General features: G+C 37.6%; 21 protein-coding genes and 1 pseudogene. 18 read left to right on the forward strand and 4 right to left on the reverse strand.

The window, feature by feature from the left end:
- Nucleotides 1-48 precede the first annotated feature (48 nt).
- From INE92_RS03455 to INE92_RS03540, 18 genes and pseudogenes are all read left to right on the forward strand, one after another.
- Nucleotides 49-447 (forward strand): hypothetical protein, encoded by a 399-nt coding sequence (locus INE92_RS03455; RefSeq protein WP_074638975.1) that lies wholly within the window; start codon nt 49-51, stop codon nt 445-447.
- Between the two features lie 620 nt (nt 448-1,067).
- A complete protein-coding gene (locus tag INE92_RS03460) occupies nt 1,068-2,084 on the forward strand; it encodes a DUF3871 family protein (RefSeq protein WP_176935653.1) in 1,017 nt (338 codons plus the stop codon).
- 345 nt (nt 2,085-2,429) lie between these two features.
- Entirely contained in the window at nt 2,430-3,017 is a 588-nt protein-coding gene (locus INE92_RS03465; RefSeq protein ID WP_004323963.1) for a tyrosine-type recombinase/integrase, read from the forward strand.
- 1,004 nt (nt 3,018-4,021) lie between these two features.
- Nucleotides 4,022-4,696 carry a leucine-rich repeat domain-containing protein gene (locus tag INE92_RS03470; protein ID WP_212701953.1) on the forward strand — a complete coding sequence of 225 codons (675 nt, stop codon included), beginning with the start codon at nt 4,022-4,024 and terminating at the stop codon, nt 4,694-4,696.
- Between the two features lie 7 nt (nt 4,697-4,703).
- Nucleotides 4,704-5,120, forward strand: coding sequence for a leucine-rich repeat domain-containing protein (locus tag INE92_RS03475; RefSeq protein WP_212702061.1), 417 nt, complete (start codon nt 4,704-4,706; stop codon nt 5,118-5,120).
- A gap of 11 nt (nt 5,121-5,131) precedes the next feature.
- Nucleotides 5,132-6,184, forward strand: a pseudogene (locus tag INE92_RS03480) (penicillin-binding transpeptidase domain-containing protein).
- 427 nt (nt 6,185-6,611) lie between these two features.
- On the forward strand, nt 6,612-7,217 hold the full coding sequence (locus tag INE92_RS03485) for a hypothetical protein (protein ID WP_195436607.1): 606 nt from the start codon (nt 6,612-6,614) through the stop codon (nt 7,215-7,217).
- 7 nt (nt 7,218-7,224) lie between these two features.
- Nucleotides 7,225-8,508 carry a hypothetical protein gene (locus tag INE92_RS03490; protein WP_195436606.1) on the forward strand — a complete coding sequence of 428 codons (1,284 nt, stop codon included), beginning with the start codon at nt 7,225-7,227 and terminating at the stop codon, nt 8,506-8,508.
- A 112-nt stretch (nt 8,509-8,620) separates the two neighbouring features.
- Nucleotides 8,621-9,184: a hypothetical protein gene (locus tag INE92_RS03495; RefSeq protein ID WP_195436605.1), complete on the forward strand. Its 564-nt coding sequence runs from the start codon at nt 8,621-8,623 to the stop codon at nt 9,182-9,184.
- 24 nt (nt 9,185-9,208) lie between these two features.
- Nucleotides 9,209-9,994 (forward strand): ADP-ribosylglycohydrolase family protein, encoded by a 786-nt coding sequence (locus INE92_RS03500; protein ID WP_195436604.1) that lies wholly within the window; start codon nt 9,209-9,211, stop codon nt 9,992-9,994.
- Nucleotides 9,972-10,157, forward strand: coding sequence for an ADP-ribosylglycohydrolase family protein (locus INE92_RS03505; protein WP_195436603.1), 186 nt, complete (start codon nt 9,972-9,974; stop codon nt 10,155-10,157). The genes INE92_RS03500 and INE92_RS03505 overlap by 23 nt, the downstream gene beginning before the upstream one ends.
- 202 nt (nt 10,158-10,359) lie before the next feature.
- Nucleotides 10,360-10,830 (forward strand): HAD domain-containing protein, encoded by a 471-nt coding sequence (locus tag INE92_RS03510; RefSeq protein ID WP_195436602.1) that lies wholly within the window; start codon nt 10,360-10,362, stop codon nt 10,828-10,830.
- A gap of 69 nt (nt 10,831-10,899) precedes the next feature.
- On the forward strand, nt 10,900-11,298 hold the full coding sequence (locus INE92_RS03515; protein ID WP_229097028.1) for a hypothetical protein: 399 nt from the start codon (nt 10,900-10,902) through the stop codon (nt 11,296-11,298).
- 332 nt (nt 11,299-11,630) lie between these two features.
- On the forward strand, nt 11,631-12,626 hold the full coding sequence (locus tag INE92_RS03520) for a hypothetical protein (RefSeq protein WP_212701955.1): 996 nt from the start codon (nt 11,631-11,633) through the stop codon (nt 12,624-12,626).
- Nucleotides 12,627-12,822: 196 nt separating this feature from the next.
- Entirely contained in the window at nt 12,823-13,719 is an 897-nt protein-coding gene (locus tag INE92_RS03525; RefSeq protein ID WP_233476924.1) for a hypothetical protein, read from the forward strand.
- Nucleotides 13,720-14,159: 440 nt separating this feature from the next.
- Nucleotides 14,160-17,534 carry a transcription-repair coupling factor gene (mfd, locus tag INE92_RS03530; RefSeq protein ID WP_118218188.1) on the forward strand — a complete coding sequence of 1,125 codons (3,375 nt, stop codon included), beginning with the start codon at nt 14,160-14,162 and terminating at the stop codon, nt 17,532-17,534.
- Nucleotides 17,535-17,621: 87 nt separating this feature from the next.
- Nucleotides 17,622-17,834, forward strand: a complete 213-nt coding sequence (locus tag INE92_RS03535) for a hypothetical protein (RefSeq protein ID WP_004312604.1) — start codon at nt 17,622-17,624, stop codon at nt 17,832-17,834.
- A complete protein-coding gene (locus tag INE92_RS03540; protein WP_004312602.1) occupies nt 17,822-18,118 on the forward strand; it encodes a type II toxin-antitoxin system RelE/ParE family toxin in 297 nt (98 codons plus the stop codon). The genes INE92_RS03535 and INE92_RS03540 overlap by 13 nt, the downstream gene beginning before the upstream one ends.
- A 32-nt stretch (nt 18,119-18,150) precedes the next feature.
- On the opposite strand, the gene INE92_RS03545 is transcribed toward INE92_RS03540, so the two are convergent.
- The 4 genes from INE92_RS03545 to INE92_RS03560 all read right to left on the reverse strand — a co-directional run bounded on the left by INE92_RS03545 (nt 18,151) and on the right by INE92_RS03560 (nt 23,645).
- Nucleotides 18,151-20,007 carry a YgiQ family radical SAM protein gene (locus tag INE92_RS03545; RefSeq protein ID WP_117684504.1) on the reverse strand — a complete coding sequence of 619 codons (1,857 nt, stop codon included), beginning with the start codon at nt 20,005-20,007 and terminating at the stop codon, nt 18,151-18,153.
- 107 nt (nt 20,008-20,114) lie between these two features.
- Complete coding sequence (locus INE92_RS03550; protein WP_004312598.1) at nt 20,115-20,339, reverse strand: sulfurtransferase TusA family protein; 225 nt, start codon at nt 20,337-20,339, stop codon at nt 20,115-20,117.
- Nucleotides 20,339-20,656, reverse strand: a complete 318-nt coding sequence (locus INE92_RS03555) for a hypothetical protein (RefSeq protein ID WP_004312597.1) — start codon at nt 20,654-20,656, stop codon at nt 20,339-20,341. The genes INE92_RS03550 and INE92_RS03555 overlap by 1 nt, the downstream gene beginning before the upstream one ends.
- Before the next feature lie 79 nt (nt 20,657-20,735).
- Complete coding sequence (locus tag INE92_RS03560) at nt 20,736-23,645, reverse strand: golvesin C-terminal-like domain-containing protein (protein ID WP_151935970.1); 2,910 nt, start codon at nt 23,643-23,645, stop codon at nt 20,736-20,738.
- Nucleotides 23,646-23,689 lie beyond the last annotated feature (44 nt).

The following is a 23,689-nucleotide window of genomic DNA, read 5'->3' on the forward strand; positions in this document are numbered from 1 at the left end:
TTCTTTACATTTGCATAACCAATTCGTAATTCTAAAATAAATTGTAAAATGAAAACATACTCTTTACTAGGAATACTTTTATATTTCTTCTGTGCTGTTAGTTTTATAAGTTGTGATAAAGATGATTCAGAGCGAAGTGAAGATTCTACTGTTTATTATGTCAAATATGAAGCAAAAGGAGCGATGAAATATAACATTGAATCTGTCACAGTTTCAACGGACAAGGGAAGCGAAACTATTACAACTAGCAAACAACGAAGTTGGACACAAACTTATGGTCCTGTTTCTAAAGGATTCAGAGCGAGCATAACAGCAAAAGGAGGATGGGCTACTGTTAATATTTATGTTTGTAAAGGTGATGAACCTTTTGCACTAAAGAAAAGTAAAAGCAATAATGTTGGAAATTCTAATACATCGACCTCTGCATCTTATACAATAGATTATTAATGATAAGATTATCTTGTTAATCTGATTGATATTTTTTGTTATATCCATAAGCTCCAGACCGTTAATAAGGTTTGGGGCTTTTTATGTATATCCCCAACTCAAAAATATAGGTACTTAAAATTCATACCCCCACCCCTTTTATTGAGGAAGTGTTTTTAATTTGGACTTTATGCCTTAATAGAGTGAAATATTTGATTCGTTAGTGAGCGTATCAGATGTATATCGTGCATAAGCCCCTTCTGTTACCCAATAATCCCCTCACCAATCATTAGGAAAAATGAAAGGATAACATGAATTGCTATTCAGCCCACAAACCTTTTGAACTTCTGAAATATGCGGACTTATCAACGATTTGTATATGTCTACATATAAAGATGCACAAAGGAAAGTGAATGAATAGTACTTCATGTCAAACCCTCATTTTGTCCTTAAATACAACTATTTACTAATCTATTATTATGCATATGGAGAATTTAAAGATTTTATTGACGTTTGGAATAATTCTAATTGTGCCAGTAGTCTTAATGCCACAGTTCTTTATTGGATTATTAATACTGATTGTGGCTTGCTTGGCTTTCAGACAGAGGAATTTCTAATATTAACTTAATAAATTACAGATTATGGAATCAACATTACAGATTATGCCAGTACAGAGAACTAGTAGAAACTTTGGTGAATATGCAGAAGAAGCGGTAATAATTGAAGAGCCTGTTATTAAGCAGAAACGACCTCTATTCATTGAAGCCAATACGATTGAAGCCAGTTTGGAGCATCTAAGGAATGATTGTATTATACCCGTATTCGCAAAGGACAACGAAGCTACATTATCTCATGTGGCTTTCATTGAAGCGGTACAGGATGCAACCAATACATTCTTTAGCGGTGAACAGATTGAATCGCCAGATATTCGTGTTTCTCATGTAATCAAAGGTAGGATTCCCGAAGCAATACACAAACCAGCCAATCAGTTATTAGAAAGTGATAAGACTATCTACTACGAAAGGTGCGCTTTTGTTATTGAAGTTCCTACTATCTATGAGACAGTACACGGTAACAGGCTAACCCTTACTATTGGTGGTGTAAGAGCTTATAACCACACCAATCTTTATTCAAAGAAGGGTGCGGAGCGGTTTAAAGTGTTTATTGGCTTTACTTGTAAGGTTTGCACAAATCTATGTGTATCTACAGACGGTTATCTTAGTTGCTTGGAAGTTACCAATACAAGGGATTTATATCAAGCGGTATTGGAAATGTTCCACAAATACGATGCAGCCAAACACATACATTTGATGCAGTCTTTAGGCAATACCAGTATGACGGAGCATCAGTTCTGCCAACTACTTGGAAGAATGAGACTTTATCAGTCATTACCGCAAGGCTATCAGAAAGATATACCTAAAATGTTGCTTACTGATACACAGGTTAACAATGTGGCTAAGGCTTATATCAATGACGAGAACTTTGGCAGCTTGGGAAATGATTTGTCTATGTGGAAGTTCTACAACTTGCTCACAGGTGCAAATAAGAGTAGCTATATAGATTCATTCTTGGATAGAGCCTATAATGCTACAGAACTTGCAACGGGTATATGTTCCGCTTTACACGGTGATGACAAATACCAATGGTTTCTTAGTTAGTGGTATTTGAGAATACACAGGATTGTCAAATACTCAATATCTGAAACTATGAGGAGTTTGTTTTATCTACTTGCTGTGATTGCTACGTTCTTTGTAAGTGTGCTATTATATCCAGTTATGATAATTGGATATATTCTATTGATTGGCTATTGTCTTACTAAGAGATTATAGTACTACTGAAAGGGTATCTATATACTATATATAGGTACTCTTTCTCTATTATTAGCCAGTAGTCAAACATTCACTTCTACTATTAGTGAATGTTTAGCTAGTAATCAGCAAGTTGGATATTCCAGTTTAAAATTAATATTCACTTTTATTAGTTTCACTATAAAACAGAACGTTATGTCACTTAAATATTCAAGTACAACAGCAGATTATTTGCAATGGAGCGAAGCGATGAACTTAATAAGAAAGTTGGCAAGGGATAGTAATTATAAGATGTCACTTCTTATCGCTTTGGGTTGCTTCACAGGTCTAAGAATTTCTGATATTCTTGCTTTGAGGTGGAATCAGATATTAGATGCAGAAGAGTTCACCATTACAGAGATTAAAACAGGAAAGCAAAGGACAATTAGGATTAATATGCAGCTACAGCAACATATCAGAGATTGTTATGAGCATATAAATCCAGTTGGCATAAATGCACCTGTATTGATAAGTCAAAAGGGGACAGTGTACACAGTTCAAAGAATCAATGTCATGCTGAAAGAGATTAAGAAAAAATACAGGCTACAAATAGGCAATTTTTCGTGTCATTCTCTTAGAAAGACCTTTGGCAGACAGGTTTATAATATGAACAGTGATAATTCAGAGCTTGCACTTGTCAAGCTCATGGAGCTATTCAATCATTCCAGTGTATCAATTACTAAAAGATACTTGGGATTAAGACAGGAAGAACTACTTAATACTTATGATTGTCTTAGTTTTTAACACACAGGTTTAGTTATAATACAAACGCTTTTCGTATATTTGTGCCGTTCCAGTAATGGAATAACATATTTATTTAACGAAAGGCGTTTTGCATTATCCTTGTTCCAGAATTTCGCCAAAATTTTACACTACGAGGATATGCACAACGCCCATGCTTGGCTATATACCTGCTATTTAGCAGAATATCATAGTCTAGGTGTGGGCAACTTGTGTGTATTTGTAGTGTGGGTGTTTGGCGATACCTTGGAACAGATATGCTGATAGTTCCCACACCTTTTTTGTATGTAGAATTGTATCTATTGGGAACTGGATACAACAAATGATAGACTATGGAACAGGCATATTTACAACTAGTCCCTACCTCTCAAACAGTATGTAGACTGTTAAAATCTTCACTAAATCCAGAGATTAGGCATTTTTATCTTAAAATCTTTGGGCAAACAAACTAAGTAATTATTATATTTGTGACAAAATAAAGTATTATAGCAACCAATTATATGCTATCAGTTCTCTAGTACTTTAAATACTATGATTAACAACTTCCTTGGGGAGAATTGGGAAGTATAAATCAATATCTATAAGAAGCAGACATACTACTTATTTACCTATTCAGTTCTATTATCAGATACTAGAACGAGATTCAGCAAATAGCAAAATTAATTTTATAGTAGGATTATTTAGGTTGTATACTTCAATAAACTGAATTAGCATATATCATATTAATATGGATAACTTTGATAATCAAGGATGTGGTTTATCTACAATATTGGCAGGAATTATTTTTTTTGCTATCCTTTATTTATTAAGAGCATGTAATCACTTGTTTAATTAATTACATATAATACATCAAATATATGGGTTGGATTAGATTTATTCTTGTAGTAGCTTTTTGGGGTTGTTTACTGTTGTTAATGGGATATATAGCAATGAAAATTCTCTTCTTGCTTGACTAATTGGTCATGCAAATTTTTCAATAAATAGTAATAAAACAGAACTCAATAAAGATGAATGAACAAGAAATTACTTTCAACAAAGAAAGAACTGAAATAGTAATAGCCTCCAATGTGAGAGGTGCTTATGATATTCCATTTGGAATTCATTCTATTAATGTAAGAGCATTTGTTAATTGTACAGAAATGACTAGTATACATATACCAGATTCTGTACAAAAAATATGGCATTGCGCATTTGATAATTGCAGCAGCCTAACAGAAGTAATAATACCTCATAGTGTAATTTATATTGGACAAGGAGCATTTATACGTTGTTCTAGGCTAACATCAATTGTTATAAAATGCAATATAAAAACAATAAAAGAAGCTACATTTTGTGGTTGTGCATCTTTGAAAGCGATTATTATACCAAGTACAGTAAATACAATAGAAGCATACGCTTTTAGTGAATGTACCTCTTTAACAAAAATAGAACTTCCATACAATTTAACAGAAATAAGCGATTATCTTTTTTATGCTTCTGGACTAATAGAATTTACTATATCAAATCGAATCAATGCAATAGGTAATAACGCTTTTGCGCACACTCAACTATCATCAATTACAATCCCTTCTAATGTAACTAGTATTGGTGATGAACTTTTTTTTGGATGTAGCAAGTTAACGACTGTTGCCCTTCCTTATGAAATAAAAGTAATACCCAAAGGTTGCTTTCGCACTCTGTGAATCATTAATTACCTTTAAATTTCCTCATAAACTTGTTAAAACAGGAGCTTATTCATTTAATAACTGCAAGTCCTTAGTATCTGTAGATATCCCTAACAGTGTAGAGGAAATAGGTGAAGAAGCGTTTAGCGAATGCAGCAAATTGCAATCATTATATATAGGAGAAAATGTAAAATATATTGGAAATAACGCTTTTTCACGATGTATATCTTTAGCGCAAGTCCATTTAAAAGGTAAAATACCCCCAAAGGTTAGTGAAGAATTAGCAAATAGTCAATATACATCTATTATAGAAAATAAAAAAGATATTTTCTATTTTACAGTGGCTCCTTTGCTGTGTTTTGTTCCTAAAGGTGCTTATGAAATATACCATAATGACAAATACTGGAGAAATCATGCCATAATCGAAGAGGGGTGGCTATAATACAATTTCATATGTATACTAGAAGTCATTTATTATTACTACCGTTTATTGCTCTGTTGAATGCGTCTTGCCAACATAAACAACAAGTAGCACCAATTTCTACTATAGATAGTACATTACAAACTAATGCTACTGCCATATTGGAAAGCAAGTTATCAGAGATAAATGCCCAATCTGGGCAAGTTATAGTAATGGAAGTTCAATCAGGGCAAATAAAGGCTTTAGTTGGACTTACTAGGAAAGACAGTGTGAACTACCAACCATGCGAGAACTTCTCTGTATGGCAGTCTACTGGCTTGATGCACCCAATATCGCTATTGACAGCTTTAGAAACTGGCAAGGTGAAGTTGAGTGATAAGGTTGATACTGGAAATGGTATCTACCAAGTTCATGGCAGAGAACTTAAAGACCATAATTGGCATAGAGGTGGATATGGTGAGCTTACAGTACAAGAAGGATTGGCGGCTAGTTCCAATATTGTTACTTATAAGGCAATTGAAAAGGCTTTTGGTGATAATCCTCAAACCTTTTTCGATTTACTTGCTAATATGAGTTATGGCAAGCCAGATAGTATCAATGGGATTGTCAGTCTACAACCTTACAAGATTACAGAAAAAAATATCACTTGGAACTGTATAGGATATGAACAGCTTATTTCACCTATTTAAATCCTTACCTTCTATAATGCTATCGCCAATAATGGGAAGATGATACAGCCTCAACTATATAAGGATAGTGTAGTAGTTATTAATCCACAAATAGCAAGTAGGGCTAGTATTGATAGTTTGAAGAAAGCTCTAGTATTTAATGTTACTGACGGATTAGGTCAACCTGCCAAGTCTGATAAGGTACTAGTTGCAGGTATGCAGGGAACTAGTTCGTTATCTACTAATGAGGATAGTACTAAGGATATGTATGCGGTAGAGTTCTGTGGTTACTTCCCTACTGATAATCCTAAGTATAGTATCATTGTATCTATTAATAAGACTGGATTACCTGCAAGTGGTGGACTAATGGCAGGTGATGTGTTTAAGAAAATAATAGTAAATTTAAAACAGAATTGAAATGACAAAAATGTCTCAATGTAGTACATGTATTGGAGATGGAGTTCATTGTGAACATTATCGACCAACCGATGATAGTCCTTGTCCTAATTATATATTTGATACTTCAAGTACGGAACAAGGTACTATTAAATATGAAGTTAAGAAAGCTTTGTATCGATATATTATGCGAATTGCTATAGCCCTTATACTTCTTCCTCTTATTGGAGCAGTAACTTTTAAGACTTATATATTTATAATTCTTTATCTAGTTTTTTTCGTTTCTCTCTATTTAGTAATTGCACACTTTGATAGTATATTGCGATTTGTTAAGGGGAAATTATGGAATAGAAAGATAAAACATCATAAAACAAGGAACTTACAAAGGCACAAGAATTAATTAAATTTGAAGAAACTGTTTATCGCATAATTTCTAAACAAATAGAATATGGAAGGTTGGATAGTTTTAGGCTTAATACTAATAGTTATCGCCTATTTCTTTGGCAGGATTGGATTTGCATTTGAGGAAGATAAGGAACAGTCTGAATATGCAAAAACAAATGACGCTATTGATAAAGCAATTGATGCAGAAGATAACAAGACACGAAATCTAGTTATCAGTACGCTGAAGGAGATTGGTTGTCAACCAGAAGTTGATGATGAAGATAGAATCTGTTTTAAATACCAAGGTGAGGAGTTTTTTATAGATGCAGATAACAATTATCAGTTTGTCACTCTCTGGGACACTTGGTGGCTATGTGTAGATTTGGATAATGCCAATGTTGAGAATTTAAAGGAAGCAATAAACTTGAATAATATAAATACTATTGTTTCCACTGTCTATTCCATTGATGAAGATAATAACCAGATGGGAATACATTGCAAGGCAATAATCGTATTTACTCCTTCAATAACAAACAGAGGAGATTATTTGAAAACAATACTCAATGATTGTTTCAAGGCTCATGATTTACTAAAAGAACGATTTATACGTCTTAATTTCAAACAAGAGAAACATGAAGCCAAAAGGGTAGTCATAAAAGGATTTAATTAATAATATCATGAAGAAGTTTTTTAGTTCTATATTTAATACTTCTCCCCAAGTAAAGAATATCTCAAAAGATAAGGAAGAAGATGATTTGGTTGATAGATTAGAGAATGAAACGTATCTGTCAAATGAATTTAGGTTTCAACACCAAAATGAAAAGTATCAATTACGTGCCACTCCTAATGAGAAAGTGACTTTAGGCGTATTACTTAATAGGACTTTTGATATAAGGCAAGAAGAAGTTTCTGATTTATATATTGTTACAGATAACATACGTGAGAAAAAAGGAAGGCTTATTGTTGACAGAAATGAAATCTGGAACTTTGATTTATGTAATGCAGTCCTTATCAAACATGATAATGGAGATATAGGCTATAGATTTAGTGAAAATGTTGTCTTGTCTATTTCCTATAGAAAGGGTTATGCCAAACAGGAAGATGATGATAAATCTATTGGCAGAGTGAATGACACTATCATTGTACATTTAAGAGGATGTGGCGGTGGAAAAGAGACATGGTTTATTCGTGCATCTATTATGCTGCCAATATTTAGCCATGAAGGAGATAAAACATATACTAGAACTGCGAATCAACCTCAAACATTAAGTGTTTTGTTTGCCTATGACAATACAAGTCCAGAACAAAGAATAGAGGAGTATAAAGCTATTCATGATAGAACAATTGAAAAATTTAACAATGGAGAGGAATTAGAGTTTAATGAACATTGCATTATATCTCAAATGATACCCACAATTGGAAAGGATTTTTATTTTGGGAATGAAGTTTTAAAAGAAAATAGATATTGGGATGCAATTGTATATTTGGAGAATGTATACCATGCTTTGCGGGAAAGTTGGCTAAGGAGCGATATTACAGATGAGGATAAAAGGATGTTTTACCAAACCTGTTACATTATAGGATATTGCTATGCAGAAATGTGTTTATATGAGAAAGCCCTTTTTTATCTGGAAATAGTTCGTCCGTTAAATAACATTACATACAACATTGAATACATAAACTGTTTAGCAAACAGTAGAGATATAAGGGCAATTTACACTATTCATGGTGAACTTAATCAATTGGCACAATTAAAAGAAAATGAGATTACGGATAGTGTTATATATTATCACAATTTTTTGCGTAGGAGAAGAGCATACACCTTTGTTGACATGGGACGGCTGGATGATGCAGAGGAAGCGTTTAAGGAAATGTTGGATGAAGATGCAAATAAGGAATATGCCAAAGGCGAACTGGAATATATTCAAGAACTGAAAAAGCGAAAGAGCACTGAAATTTAAATATACTGATATCAGTAGAGAGTAACCTCTTAATAGGTGGTGGACAGATGGCAGGTGATGTATTTAAGAAGATTATTTTATACAACAATCAACATTCTGATAACAACGATAAATGAATGAAAGGGGAACGGTAATCATGTTAAAATTACAAGAGAATAAAAAGTTGCTTATTGATATATTGAAAAAAATAGGCTATGAACCAGAAATAGACGAAACAACTGGAAAAGTAAAATTTATAACTCGTTATCAAGATTGTATCTATATTGATAGTGACGATAAATCTCCATTTATTGTTATTTGGGATATAAATTGGGCAAAAATAAGTTTAGACAACCCTAATATTAATAGGGTAATAGAAACTATAAATCAAACCAATATCCATGGTATAGCAACAATATTTTATTCTATTGATGAAACAGAGAGGGTGCTTAGATTAAACTCCAAACATGAAATTCCATTCATAGTGGAAATTCCTCATATAGAAAGTTATCTTTATACCAACATAGGTTGTTCTTATAGTGCACGTGAAGATTTCTTTAACAAGTTGGAATATCAGAATATCCATTTGGAAAAATCTAAAGAAAGACTAATACCAATAGGTTGGAATATGCTTCACAAAGCACCTCTAATTAAAAGATGGTTATATATTGGAGCAGCATTTAATCATTCATATTAATTTAATAATCAGAAAAATGAGAATATGAAAAACAATATTCTAATAGGTGCAATAGCAGGAGATATAATAGGTTCTGTTTATGAATTTCGTTCAATAAAAACTACAGACTTTGAGCTATTTTTTGACTATTCCACTTTTACAGATGACACTGTTATGACTGTTGCAAATGCAGATTGGTTATTAACAGGTGATAGTCTTTTAGGAATAATGCAAGACTATGGACATAGTTATCAAGCTAATTATGGCGGTTGGTTTCAATCATGGTTAAGAGAAGAAAATCCTCAACCATACGGCAGTTGGGGAAATGGTTCTGCCATGAGAGTTAGTCCTATAGGTTGGGCTTTTGATACTTTAGAGGAGACATTAGAAGCTGCCAAACAAAGCGCAGAAGTCACACATAATCATCCAGAAGGAATAAAAGGAGCACAGGCTACAGCAGCCTGTATTTACTTGGCTCGTACAGGAAAAACAAAGCAGGAGATTAAAGAATACATTGAAACAACTTTTGACTATAATCTTAGTAGAACTTGTGAGGAAATAAGACCGAACTATGAAAGCAATCCAAGTTGTCAAGGTACAGTTCCAGAATCCATTATTGCTTTCTTGGAAAGTACGGATTATGAAAGCGCTATCCGTCTTACTATATCTTTAGGTGGCGATGCTGATACAATGGGGGCTATTACAGGTGGAATAGCAGAAGCATATTATAAAGAGATTCCTCAATATATCATAGAAGGAGTCATAAAAAGGCTGCCAGACGAATTTATTAATATAATGCAAAGGTTTTATGGAAAGTTCATTGAAAAATAAAATCAAAGGAGTCTTGTTTGGTGGAGCAATTGGTGATGCTTTAGGATTAGGAGCTGAATTTATGACTAAAGCGGAAACAGCGAAATACTACCCTAATGGCTTGCATGATTACTCACAGATAGTACAGGATTATCACCGTTCCCGTTGGCGGAAAGGTGACTGAACTGATGATACGGAGATGATGAATTGTGACAGACTAATAGGAGTTATGTAACGAGATATATCAATGCTCTGAATGGATACATGACCAATTATGTAAGGATATTGGCAAACCAGTAAAATCAAGTAAGCCTGTATGTAAGGATTTTGTAATTGATGAGCCTAAAAAAGAACAAGATAAGTAATCTTAATAATAGTCATTAACAATGAAAATTATATTTTTGGACTTTGATGGAGTGATGGATACCGCTTATTATGATATGGTTCTTGTTAGTAAAGGCTTGCGGGAGGTGGATGAGTATGGCGTAATATTTGACCCCGCATGTATTAAGAATCTGGAAACTATAATCAAGAGTACCAAAGCGGATATTGTTGTAACTTCTTCTTGGAAATACCTGATGTCTTATGAGGATTTCTTAGAAATGTGGAATGCGAGAAATCTGCCAGGCTTTGTAACAGATACCACCCCCAATGTCAGTAAACACCGTGGAGATGAGATAGACGCATGGATTAGAGAATGTAAAACTGAATGTGAATATGTTATTATTGATGACCTTGATGCGAGTAATTTCAATGAGCGTCATTTGCCGCATTTAATTACGGTAAATCCTTATAATGGATTGGATGAGATTGCCGTGAAACGGGCTATTGAGATATTAGGTATGGATGTTAGCTAAAGAATAGAGCATTGAAGTGACAACATTTGATTTTACTGTATGGCTTAAATGTGAGAATGGAGGTAAATTATGAACATTGAAAGAGTAAAATGGAGCTATCTTAATATTAAGAAGCAAAAGTTAGAGTATAAGGAGGAGTTGAAACATATTAATGACCCTATAAACGGAGTTTGTAATCCTAAAAAGGAATTCCCCAAACAGCTAAAGGATAATAAAGAACCAGATTTCTTTACTCCTAATGCTCCAATTAAATATGCAACGGCAGGAGGAAGAGGAGTAATGATAGGTTGCGGAATTATGATAGTCTTATATGTCATAGGCGTAATTATAGGACTATGCTTGGGATATGGTTGGAGCAGCCTTCTTCTGCCTTTCCTGCCATTTATCGTAATTGGATTTATTGGCTACATTTGGGAGATGTTTAAGAAGTTCTATAATCTAGGATATGATGAGAAACGTAGGATATAAATCAAGAACAGGCAGCATTTGAAACAATTCACTTGTTGCCTTTTTAGTTCACTTCCTTCTCTTCTTAACCAGTCTATGCTTATTCTTATACAAGATATACATTCTGGATTATTGGAATATATGTGCGTATATCTTCAAAAGGATTTGATTTGAGGTAGCAAGCAAAGCAATTCTTGTAACTGATTCATACCAGATATTTATGATTTTATTTTTTGTACCTGTGAGATATGATGAAACTAAGTCATTGATAAGGTGGTAAGTGAAATTTCATTTACTGCCTTATTTTTTATCTAATTCTTTCTATCTTTAAGGCATAATTTAAGATTAGAGATATGGAAGATATAAAGCCAATAGATAAGTTTACATTAGACAAATATGTAAGAGAAGAAGATGACTTGCTAGAATATGTAGAAATGTTGGGTTGTAAATGTCACCCTGACTATGATTTCATAAGGGTTAAAAAGGAGATAGAGGATAGAACAGAGACAAATGAAACAGAAGTAACAACAGAACAACAAGCAACAGAACAACAAGCAGCAGCAGAAGAAGAAGAAGAAGAAGAAACAAAGTACGTATTCATGGGTACAACTGTAACACAAGAATTTAAGAAACGGTACAATGCAAAAGTGCTTAATGCTCGCTATACATTTGAGAAATATATACAGTATAAGGATATACAAAATACTTTGGAAGCACTAAATATAGATAGAGAAAAATTCTGGTATCTATTATTGTTTGTTTCTGATTACATTTATGGAAGTTGTTTGGAAGGAATTAAGGTTAAAGAAACTTCAAGAGTATTAGTGGAGAAACTCATGCAACAGCTTGGGAAGAATATTGGTAATAGTGGCTGTATATTATCTTTTATAAAACCAATGACACTAACATTAAAATTACAGGAAAAACATCGCTCTATAGAAATCGACGACCCTATATCATTAGCTTACATTTATCTTGTATATGAAGCAGGGAAGGACTATTTCAGTAATGATAAGCCAACAAGATTTGATACACAAGGAATAGATAGAAAAGGCAAAGACACAGAATATAAAACTATTCTAGTAGCAATGTTCTATAAATTATTGAAGAGTTTCTTTAAACTATTGCCCAAAACAAATACAAGTAAATCTGCAAAAGCATATAGTACAGTTTCTTTGAATAAGACACTATTAATTTCAAGACTTGTTTATTTGACTAACCTATCCAAAGACAAACGGTATACGGGAGTTGATGAGAAAAATAGCAAGCTGTGTCCTAACTTCATAAAAGACCAGATAAAATCTTACAAAGATTATGAAATTCTTAGAGCTAACAAATTTTATAAATGATTCATCAAGGAGGGGTAAATTTATTGGGCTGTTTTTACCCCTCTTACCACCTCTCAAAACATTGCCTTTATTCATAATTTCCATTGTAATTTTGCCACCAGAAAGGAACGAAAGTAGATAATGTTTCTACTGGGCAGTCTCATTTTTAATAATGAATAAAAAAAATGAATTAGCACTCCAAGTTTTAACGTTGGCAGTGCTAGCAAGTAAGGGAATCAAGATAGCTAGGCTATCAGGTAATCGTAACTTTGACGAAAAGGTGGTTAAAGCCAAAATGAAGTCCATGAAGGCAAATGGAATGTTAGTTCCCGCTATCATAGTGGATGCAAAGAAAGTTATAGAAGCCGGATTGGAGATTGTAGATTTTGAAACGGGAGAAATCATTAGCGGAGCTGATGCAGCCCGGTATGTTGTGTTAGTGGATGCAAACCACCGTTACAAAGGTCATCTAAATCTTCTGGAAGCTAACAAGGAGTTAAAAGATGAAGAGAAGTACAAAGGTGAGTTCTATCTTATCTATGCTTTGAATGAAGAAATTGCAGTCTCGAGAATGTTTTCAGAAATTAACGTCTGTACAAATCCTTGGAAAGGTGGTGATTTCACAAAAGGAGCTAAAATGGTATGTAAAGAACCGCTTCCAGTATTAGACTTCATAGAGAAGCTTACAGATGAAGGCTACCCGTTACCAACAGCTTCCAAATGGGCTACTTTCAAAGGCGACATTACTAAAAAGATTATGGCAGATGCAATGGCGGGTAAGATAAACGATAAATTACGGAAAACTAATGGTCTGAAAAGAGGTGAGAGATTATTAAAAGCGGCATCCGAACACCTCTCTAAAGAGGTTCTTAAAAGTCGAACTCTCATTGATTGGGCTATCAAGGAATACGAAGAAGCAGATGATGAACAAAAAGTTAGTGTGATTAACAGTCTGGTTGGCTTCTTTTCAAGTTTGAGTAAAGAGAAAGCAGAGCAGATAGAGAAAGCCAAAGGACAGCGAGGTGGAGATACCAAAGAGACCATTATAAATCGCCTTCTCAACAATTTCTACGAGCAGTTCACACAATCTCAAAGTGCTTCTACTGATGAGTAAAATTAAAAGCCAGTTATCGAAATTGATAGCTGGCTTTTTTTATCTAAATATGAATTGTCACATCTAAATGCGGACTAAAATTCTAATCTCAAAATTATGCCTTATACATAATTAATCCTATCTTTGTGTCGTTCAAACAAGGCTATTTAAGAACAACGTTTAAGAACCAAAGTTATAAATCATTGAAGCACAATACTTTTGAACAAAAGTAGTTCTTTTCCTTTAGTTATAGCCGAACTAAGGAAAATTTAACGTGAAGAGCAGAATGCAATCTTTTGTTTCTTGGTGTGAAACGGTTTGTTCCTCGGTGTGAAACAAGTTGTTTCTCGGTGTGGAACACTTTGTTTCTCGGTGAGAAACTTTTGGGGGATGAAAACTTTCCCACACTTATGTCTGTCCTGCGATTCTTTTTTGTAATTTTGCGGGGAAATTTTATAGGTATGACAATAACTGAATTGCAACAACAATATGCTGCCCACCCCAATATGGCAGTGATGAAGCGCTTGTTGAAGGACACTTCTGTTCAGACTGTTTTTTGCGGAGGACTGTGTGCATCTGCTGCTTCTCTTTTTTCTTCTGTATTGGTACAAGAGGGTGGTTGTCCGTTTGTCTTTATTTTAGGTGATCTTGAAGAAGCCGGATATTTTTATCATGACTTGACGCAGATATTGGGGACGGAAAAGGTGTTATTCTTTCCATCTTCATTCCGTCGCTCTATTAAATATGGGCAAAAAGACGCAGCCAATGAGATTCTGCGCACGGAAGTACTTAGCCGCTTGCAAAAAGGGGAGGAGGGACTGTGTATCGTTACGTACCCGGATGCATTGGCAGAGAAAGTAGTGTCGCGAAAGGAATTGAGCGATAAAACTCTGAAACTGAATGTAGGGGAGAAAGTGGATACCACGTTTATCACTGATGTGTTGCATAGTTATGGCTTCGAATACGTAGATTATGTATATGAACCGGGGCAATACGCTGTTCGCGGTAGCATTATCGACGTTTTCTCTTTTGCTTCGGAATATCCTTATCGTATTGATTTCTTTGGTGATGAAGTAGAAAGTATCCGTACCTTTGAAGTAGAGTCCCAATTATCCCGCGAGAAGAAAAGTGGAGTGTCCATTGTTCCCGATTTAGCAGTGACAGGAGATGTGACAACTTCCTTTCTGGATTTTATCCCGAAAGATACTACTCTGGCAATGCGCGATTTTCTTTGGTTGCGTGAACGAATCCAGGTGGTGCATGATGAAGCGTTGACTCCCCAGGCAATAGCTGTTCAGGAAGCCGCAGAAAATGGAGGCATTACATTAGAAGGAAAACTGATAGACGGCAGTGAATTCACTGTACGGGCACTCGATTTCCGCCGATTGGAATTTGGTAACAAACCAACCGGAACGCCGAATGCCAGTGTTACTTTCAATACATCTGCCCAACCCATCTTTCATAAGAATTTCGATTTGGTAGCTTCTTCTTTCAAAGATTATTTGGAAAAAGGTTATTCGCTATATATCTGTAGTGACAGTATGAAGCAGACAGATCGTATCAAGGCTATTTTTGAAGATCGGGGCGATCAGATTAATTTTACTCCCGTAGAGCGTACCATACATGAAGGATTTGTAGATAACACACTACGGCTCTGTATCTTCACCGACCATCAGTTGTTTGACCGTTTCCATAAATATAACCTGAAAAGTGATAAAGCCCGTTCGGGAAAAGTAGCACTGTCCTTAAAAGAACTGAATCAGTTTACTCCGGGAGATTATGTGGTGCATACCGATCATGGTATCGGACGTTTTTCCGGTTTGGTGCGTATACCGAATGGTGATACCACGCAGGAAGTTTTGAAACTGGTGTTTCAGAATGAAGATGTAGTGTTCGTTTCCATTCATTCACTGCATAAAGTTTCTAAATATAAAGGTAAGGAGGGAGAGGCTCCCCGGCTTAACAAATTAGGTACAGGGGCATGGGAGAAACTGAAAGAACGTACAAAGAGCAAAATCAAGGATATAGCCCGCGATTTGATAAAATTGTATTCGCAGCGTCGTCAGGAAAAAGGGTTTTCTTATAGTCCCGATAGTTTCTTGCAGCGTGAGTTGGAAGCATCCTTTATTTATGAAGATACCCCGGATCAGAGTAAGGCGACGATTGATGTCAAAGCGGATATGGAAAGTGACCGCCCGATGGACCGTCTGGTCTGTGGCGATGTAGGATTTGGAAAAACAGAAGTTGCAATCCGTGCCGCTTTCAAAGCCGTTGCCGATAATAAACAAGTAGCTGTTCTGGTTCCGACAACGGTGCTTGCTTACCAGCATTTCCAAACATTCCGCGAACGTCTGAAAGGACTGCCATGCCGGGTGGAATATTTAAGCCGCGCACGTACTGCCGCACAAACCAAAGCTGTATTGAAAGGACTGAAGGATGGAGATGTCGGTATTCTGATAGGTACCCACCGTATCTTAGGCAAGGATGTTCAGTTTAAAGACTTGGGACTGCTGATTGTCGACGAAGAACAGAAATTCGGAGTTTCCGTAAAAGAAAAGCTGCGTCAGTTGAAAGTGAATGTAGATACACTGACAATGACTGCTACTCCGATTCCCCGTACCCTTCAATTTTCGTTGATGGGCGCGCGTGATTTGAGCGTGATTTCCACTCCACCGCCTAACCGCTATCCGATTCAGACCGAAGTGCATACTTTTAATGAAGAAGTGATTACGGATGCCATCAACTTTGAGATGAGTCGCAACGGGCAGGTCTTTTTCGTCAATAACCGGATTGCGAACTTGCCGGAACTGAAAGCAATGATAGAGCGCCATATCCCGGATTGTCGTGTAGCAATCGGACACGGACAGATGGAGCCGACAGAACTGGAGAAAATTATTCTGGATTTTGTCAACTATGACTATGACGTGCTCTTGGCAACCACAATCATCGAAAGTGGTATCGATATTCCGAATGCAAATACCATCATTATCAATCAGGCGCAAAACTTCGGCTTGAGTGATCTCCATCAGATGCGTGGACGGGTAGGGCGTAGTAACAAGAAAGCATTCTGTTATCTGCTGGCTCCTCCGTTGAGCAGTCTGACAGCCGAAGGAAGACGACGTCTTCAAGCGATTGAAAACTTTAGTGATTTGGGAAGTGGTATTCATATTGCTATGCAGGATTTGGACATTCGTGGAGCCGGAAATTTGCTCGGAGCCGAGCAAAGTGGCTTTGTCGCTGATTTGGGATATGAAACATATCAGAAGATACTGACTGAAGCTGTCCATGAGTTGAAAACAGATGAATTTGCAGAACTGTATGCTGATGAAATAAAAGGTGAAGGACAAATTAGTGGAGAAGAATTTGTAGAGGAGTGTCAGGTAGAAAGTGACCTCGAACTTTTATTGCCGGCCAACTACGTAACCGGCAGCAGCGAACGTATGTTGCTCTATCGTGAACTGGATGGACTGACATTGGATAAGGATGTGGAGGCTTTCCGCTCCCGTTTGGAAGACCGCTTCGGTCCGGTTCCCCGGGAAACGGAAGAATTACTCCGCATTGTTCCTTTACGTCGTTTGTCAGCTCGTTTGGGAGCAGAGAAGATTTTCCTGAAAGGCGGACGAATGACCTTGTTCTTTGTTTCCAATCCGGATAGTCCGTTCTATCAAAGTAAGGCTTTCGGTAAAGTGATAGACTACATGATGAAGTATACTCGGCGCTGTGATCTGCGTGAGCAGAATGGCAGACGGAGTATGTTGATTAAAAATGTTACTAATGTGGAGACGGCAGTCAGTGTGTTGCAGGAGATTGTGGCGTTGCCTGTGAAAGAAGAATAAATAAGCTTTTCGGGGAAGATAAGCGAGGAATTGTTTGTTTTATACCAAGGGGATCTTTATCTTTGTAGATATAACTTAATAACTGATATGGCTAAGAAATCATATAAACCTCAAGATAATGAATTGCCACAGGTCAATGAACCAGTGGCTGCTTATCATGTAACTACTCCTAATGCAAATCTTTATGTTCCTACAGAATATGAACAGGAAATTATAATGCATTCTGAAAAAGATTATGAGGAGGGTAGATTGCATACTCAAGAAGATGTGGATAAGCTGGTGGAACAATGGCTAAGTTAAAAATAGTCTGGACAGAAACAGCGACTATTGTTTTTCAGCAAATTCTGACTTTCTATAATGTGAGAAATGGAAATACCCAATATAGCCGTTCCATTTATACAATGGTGAGAGACGTATTGCAATTAGTCGCTAAATATCCTTATATGTATAAAGCTACTTCTGTACCTAATATACGTGTTTTTCATTGTGATTATTTCAAAGTCTATTATCGGGTACTTGAAAAGCAGATTCTTGTGGAAGCTGTTTTTGATACTCGCCAAGATCCTGATAAGGCTCCTTTTTAGAGGTGGTTTTGTAAGTGATGGAATGGAGCGAATTAGCGTTTTCCATATAATTTGTCTATCAAATCAGAACGTCCGATACGTCTCAACTCATTGATGATGTTTTTCCGTTCTTCCGGTTTATACCAGAAGAAGAACTGCCGCTGGGCGAGTTTTTCCCGTTGGGTTTTGGCACTGAATATCGGTTCTAACGTGTATGGATGGAATCCGGTATACCAGGCTTCGGTAGCAACCGTCATCGGAGTAGGAGTGAAGTCCTGCACTTGTTCCAGGTGGAAGTCCAGACGTTTAGTGATAACGGCAAGTTCCGCCATATCTTCTTCTTTGCATCCGGGATGCGAGGAAATGAAATACGGAATCAGTTGTTGACGTAGATTCTCTTCCCGGTTGATACGGTCGAATATCCTCTTGAATGTTTCAAATTGCTCGAAAGAAGGTTTGCGCATCACAGATAATACCCGGTCACTGGTATGTTCCGGAGCTACTTTCAGCCGACCACTTACGTGATTGACAATCAATTCACGGGTATACTCGGCAGTGCTGCGGTTGATCGCTTCATCTTTACTTTGATGAAGTAACAGGTCATAGCGTACTCCGCTACCGATAAACGATTTTTTTATTCCGGGCAAGGCATCCACTGCACGGTAAATATCCAGCAAAGGGCGATGGTCGGTATTTAGATTCGGGCAAACTTTCGGATGGATACATGACGGTCGTTTGCACTTCTTGCAAATAGCTTCGTCTTTTCCTTTCATCTGATACATATTAGCGGAAGGACCACCCAAATCGCTTAAATATCCTTTGAAATCGGGTAACTGGATGACCTCTTTCACCTCTTTCAGTATGGACTCTTTGCTACGGCTGACGATAAACTTTCCCTGATGAGCGGAAATGGTGCAGAAGGCACAACCGCCGAAACATCCCCGGTGAATGTTAATGGAAAACTTAATCATGTCATAAGCCGGAATCCGTTTCCCTTTATATTTAGGATGAGGTAGCCGGGTATATGGCAAATCAAACGAACGATCGAGATCTTCCTGGCTCATCGGAGGATATGGAGGATTGACTACTACTATCTTGTTTCCGACGGCTTGCGTGATTCGGGAAGCTGAATATTTGTTAGATTCTTCTTCGATATGCCGGAAATTACTAGCCTGTTTCTTTTTATCTGCCAGACATTCTTCGTGCGAATAAAGTGGAAGGTCATCTTCGGCAGAGGTCCATTCTGTTGCACGACAAAGATAGGCTGTTTGAGGAACTGATCCGATGATTGTTCTGAATTTACTGCTTGTCAGTACTGGCTCTTCAGCAGTAAGCAGACTTTTCATATTCTTCACCAGGTCTGGAAGTGGTTTTTCTCCCATTCCGTAAATGAGCAGGTCGGCACCGCTGTCGCATAAAATGCTCTTTTGCACTTTGTCCTGCCAATAATCGTAATGACTTAACCGTCTTAAACTGGCTTCGATTCCTCCGATAACTACGGGAACATCCGGATAAAGTTTCTTTAGTATCTGGCTATAAACCGTAGAAGGATATTCCGGACGCATATCCGGACGACCGTCCGGGGTATATGCATCTTCACTGCGCAATCGTTTGTTGGCTGTGTATTTATTTACCATCGAATCCATGCATCCACCGGAGATGCCGAAGAATAGCCGTGGGCGTCCCAGCTTCTTGAAGTCACGCAGGTCGTCACGCCAGTTGGGCTGGGGTACAATGGCTATTTTCAAACCTTCCGCTTCAAGAATCCGTCCAATAACGGCAGCACCAAAAGAAGGGTGATCCACGTATGCATCAGCACTGAATAGAATGACATCCAATTCATTCCATCCGCGAAGTTCTACTTCTTTCTTGGTAGTAGGTAACCAGTCAGTCAATCGATATTCTTTCATGCTGCAAAGATACGGATAATAAAAAAACATCCCAATGATTTTTTTATTCATTGAGATGTTTAACTTCGATTATCGGGATGTTTTGCTTCAATCATTGAGATGTTTTTTTATAACTTCCCATTGATTGTGAACTGTAATGTCATTTGTTCTCCATCATAGATTTCACGAAAACCGATACCTTGCTCGGACAGATATTCCTTTAGATCCTGAAACGCGTCAGCATGGTTCATGATAATCTCTATCGTTTCTCCCGGAGAGGCAGTGCACATTGCTCTTATTGCAGGAATCAGCGGACTGTATGCTGTTATTCCGCAGGTATCTACCGTAATCATTATTCCTCCTCTTCTTCCGCTTCCGTGTTGGAAAGCCAGGTAAGATAGAGCTTGATGAGCTGTTGCAGACCGAATGCCTTCATATTATTGTGATAAATCACGTCGATACAAAGGTCCAGCAAGTCTTTACTGTCTTCTTCCTGACTGGCGATAAGGGAGCGGATATTTAGTTTCAACTTATCCAGAACTGCTTCATCTACAATACCGGTACTGTCGATAAGATGACGGAACAGAGCATATTTCTCAATCGTTCTCAAGTTTTCATTAGATACTTCTATGCTGCGTGTACCGCTAGGATTTGCTTGTATAGTATACATTGTTTTTTAGTTTTAAAGGTTATTATAGTAGCAAAGATAGAATTTAAAATGAGAAACGGATTAAAAAAAAGGATATTTTTTATTTTTGAGTAAAGAATCCCAAGATGCCTGCCATGATGGTTGCCCGATCCGCTTCCGACTGGATGCTTTCGAAAGGAAAGCCCAATACAAAAGTGCGGTAGTTCCCTTTGTAAGCGATACCTGCGCTCTGATTGCCGGGTGCATACGTAAATACAGGGAAAGCAGTATCTACGGGAACGATGCAATCTGCTGCAGGAACCGCATAACTGTTCTCATTGGGCAGACGCGGGATCGTGATTGTGCGCCCCAATCCTTTAATCTGATTCGAACTCTTATCCGTCAGGCTACTTTGATAACCATATTTCAGTATTTTCTCTGTAAACTCCCGGTTTCCTTGTGTGCCGCTCATATCGCTTCCTACATAAGCACCGCTGACAAAAAGATTACCTCCCGACTGACAATAACTGGTCATAATTCGTTGCATAGCCGAGGAGAATGTCTTGTAGTACGCTTTATTTGCGGGATCTTCTTTTTCCAGTCCCAGGATATAATCTACCACCGGATAATCTTCTAACGTAACCAATCCGTTTTCTACTGCTTCGTCACTGCATGACACAAAACTATATTTGCCGGCTGCCTGAATCGCTTTTCCATGAATGAAAGGATAATCGAATGTGTTCCCCGCTATTTTCATTCCTTCTAACTCGTTTCCGCTATGTCCCAGACTGCCTTTTCCTTCTTTTCCGGCTTGTGTACGGTCGAAGCCTGTTTGTGCTCCGCAAAACGAAATGTTTGATATATACGGGACTCCGGGATCTTGTGATAAATCGAATCCTGCTCTATCAGAAGTATTAACGACCGCCGGACCGCTGATTCTGTCAAAGCCATTGATGATAATTACCTTTTCTTGTTCGCGTTTGGCTTTATAAGCGGAAAGGATTTCGGAGGGAAAGCTTTCCCCGCCGCGGTTTACGGCAGTCACTTTGAATGAATAAACGAGCCCCGGTTCTATTTTAACGGTGTGGGACGTTTTGCTGACTAAGGTTCCATTGTCAAAGCCTCCATAACCGATGCGTGTATATACGATGTATTCCCGTGGGCGTGCAGTCGGTTCTTGCGGATCATCTTCACCTTTCCATGAAAGTTCCAATGTATTCTTTTTCTTTCCGAATTGAATGGCGAAATTGCTGACTGGTAGGGGCTGAACTATATATTCTTTATCATGCTGGCTGGTAATGAACTGCAAAATACCTTTATAAATGGCACGTCCCACTGTAAACTTGAAGTTCGGATCATGCCCTAACTGCATATCTGCGAAGTTCTGATGGGAGAGCAGTTCGATAATCGTAGAAGGTGTAGCCGGGAGACGTGTTTCACTGTAATTCCGGTTCCACATACTGCGGCGTGTCCAGGGGATGCTGTAACTTGAATAAATATCTTTCTGAATCTGTGTGAGCAGAATATCGGCTAAGTCACGTGATGCATACCGGTCTGTTCCTGCATTCAGTTTTCCATTATTGAAATCGGTGGTATAGATACCGAGCGATCCGATAAGCTCATCAGTCTTGCTGCATCCGGCATCACTGTGCAACGCCATAGTCATTTCCAAAGGTACGCCTAAACCCGATTGTTGCGGGTTGTAGACAGAACTGCCCGACAAATAGTTGATAGCGTTGGAACGTGTGTTGATGTCGTCTGTATAGTCGTTTTCACCTTTACGACCTGCATACACTTCGTATGGCATTCCCGCCCATTGCGCAGAGTAGCGTGCTCCTTCCAAATAACGGGGCAGCCCGCTGGTTCTTCCTCCACGGGCAATGTTTCCCATTCCACCTCCAAAACGTACTGCATCGGCGCATACAACTCCATGTTCGCTGCTCTCGTTGCTAAGTACCACCATGCCGTAGTCGTTGTTCCCTTTATCAAATTCAAACGTTCCGAGGTAAACCCATGTGCCTCCACCTATTTTCTGATTAACTTTAAATTCGGTTACTCCTCCGTTATGGAATACCAGATATTTGGCATCGCTTACACTATTGGGGAGTGTCTGATAAGAAACATAAACAGCATACTTGCCTGTTGTCGGTAGAGTAGGTACCCATTCGGCAAATACCTGGTCTTTATTCTTCTTTTTCTTTCTTTCGGTTGGTATGAAACGGCAGGTTCCGTCAGTGAAAGGATTCTCTCCCTCTTTATAGATCGTTTTCTTTTGAGCAAATCCTCTTACCGGGGCATTTGTCCAATTAGCTTTTTTGCTACCCACTTCCAGATAAAGGGAAGCGTTGGGAGTGTCATTATCTACGATGATTTCATTCTTCTGCGTATCCCGTTCACGGGGAGTATAAACAATCGCTCCAGCATTCTCCAACATGGGAATCACGTATGGAAGAACGAAAGATTGAGTGAACATATCTTCCGTGGTGCAGAATAATCGAGGGCGTTGCCATCCCCATTCGTTTTTATCATTTTTGAAGTAGTTGCCGTGGCTTTGCCAGATTGCAATATGACGGTCTTGTAGTCCGCGTGAAATTTCATTGGGGCGTGAGATGTTTTTCACCCAGGGAGCTCCTTTATAGTCTATATTCAAAGATAACCGCTCCTTATCCTTTTTCTTATTCCGGTAGAAATTAGGAACCAAATCTTCAATAGGTTTTCCATCTGCATAAATGGTGAGCTGGTAATAATGAACAGGCCCCGGAAGCAGTTCTTTAACTTGATTATAAATGTATTCTACAGTTTCCGGACGGAAAGGCTGATAGGCGAAACTTTCCGATGCGTAGATTGCAATTGTCTTGCGATCATAATTTATATCGAAACTGTTCAGTTTAGGAGTGCTGATTTTGGCTGTTGCGGTATATTTGTTGAAGTAATCCGTCAGCCGTTCTTTTACATTTCTTTCAATATCTTGAGCGAAAAGAAAATTAGCACTTACAGTAAGGCATAGAAGAAACACTATTATCTTTTTCATTATTCAATGCTTTTGTTCTCATTTTCACCACAGAGGAAAGGAGA

The organism is Bacteroides xylanisolvens (genome assembly GCF_018289135.1).
GTDB classification, from domain to species: Bacteria; Bacteroidota; Bacteroidia; order Bacteroidales; family Bacteroidaceae; genus Bacteroides; species Bacteroides xylanisolvens.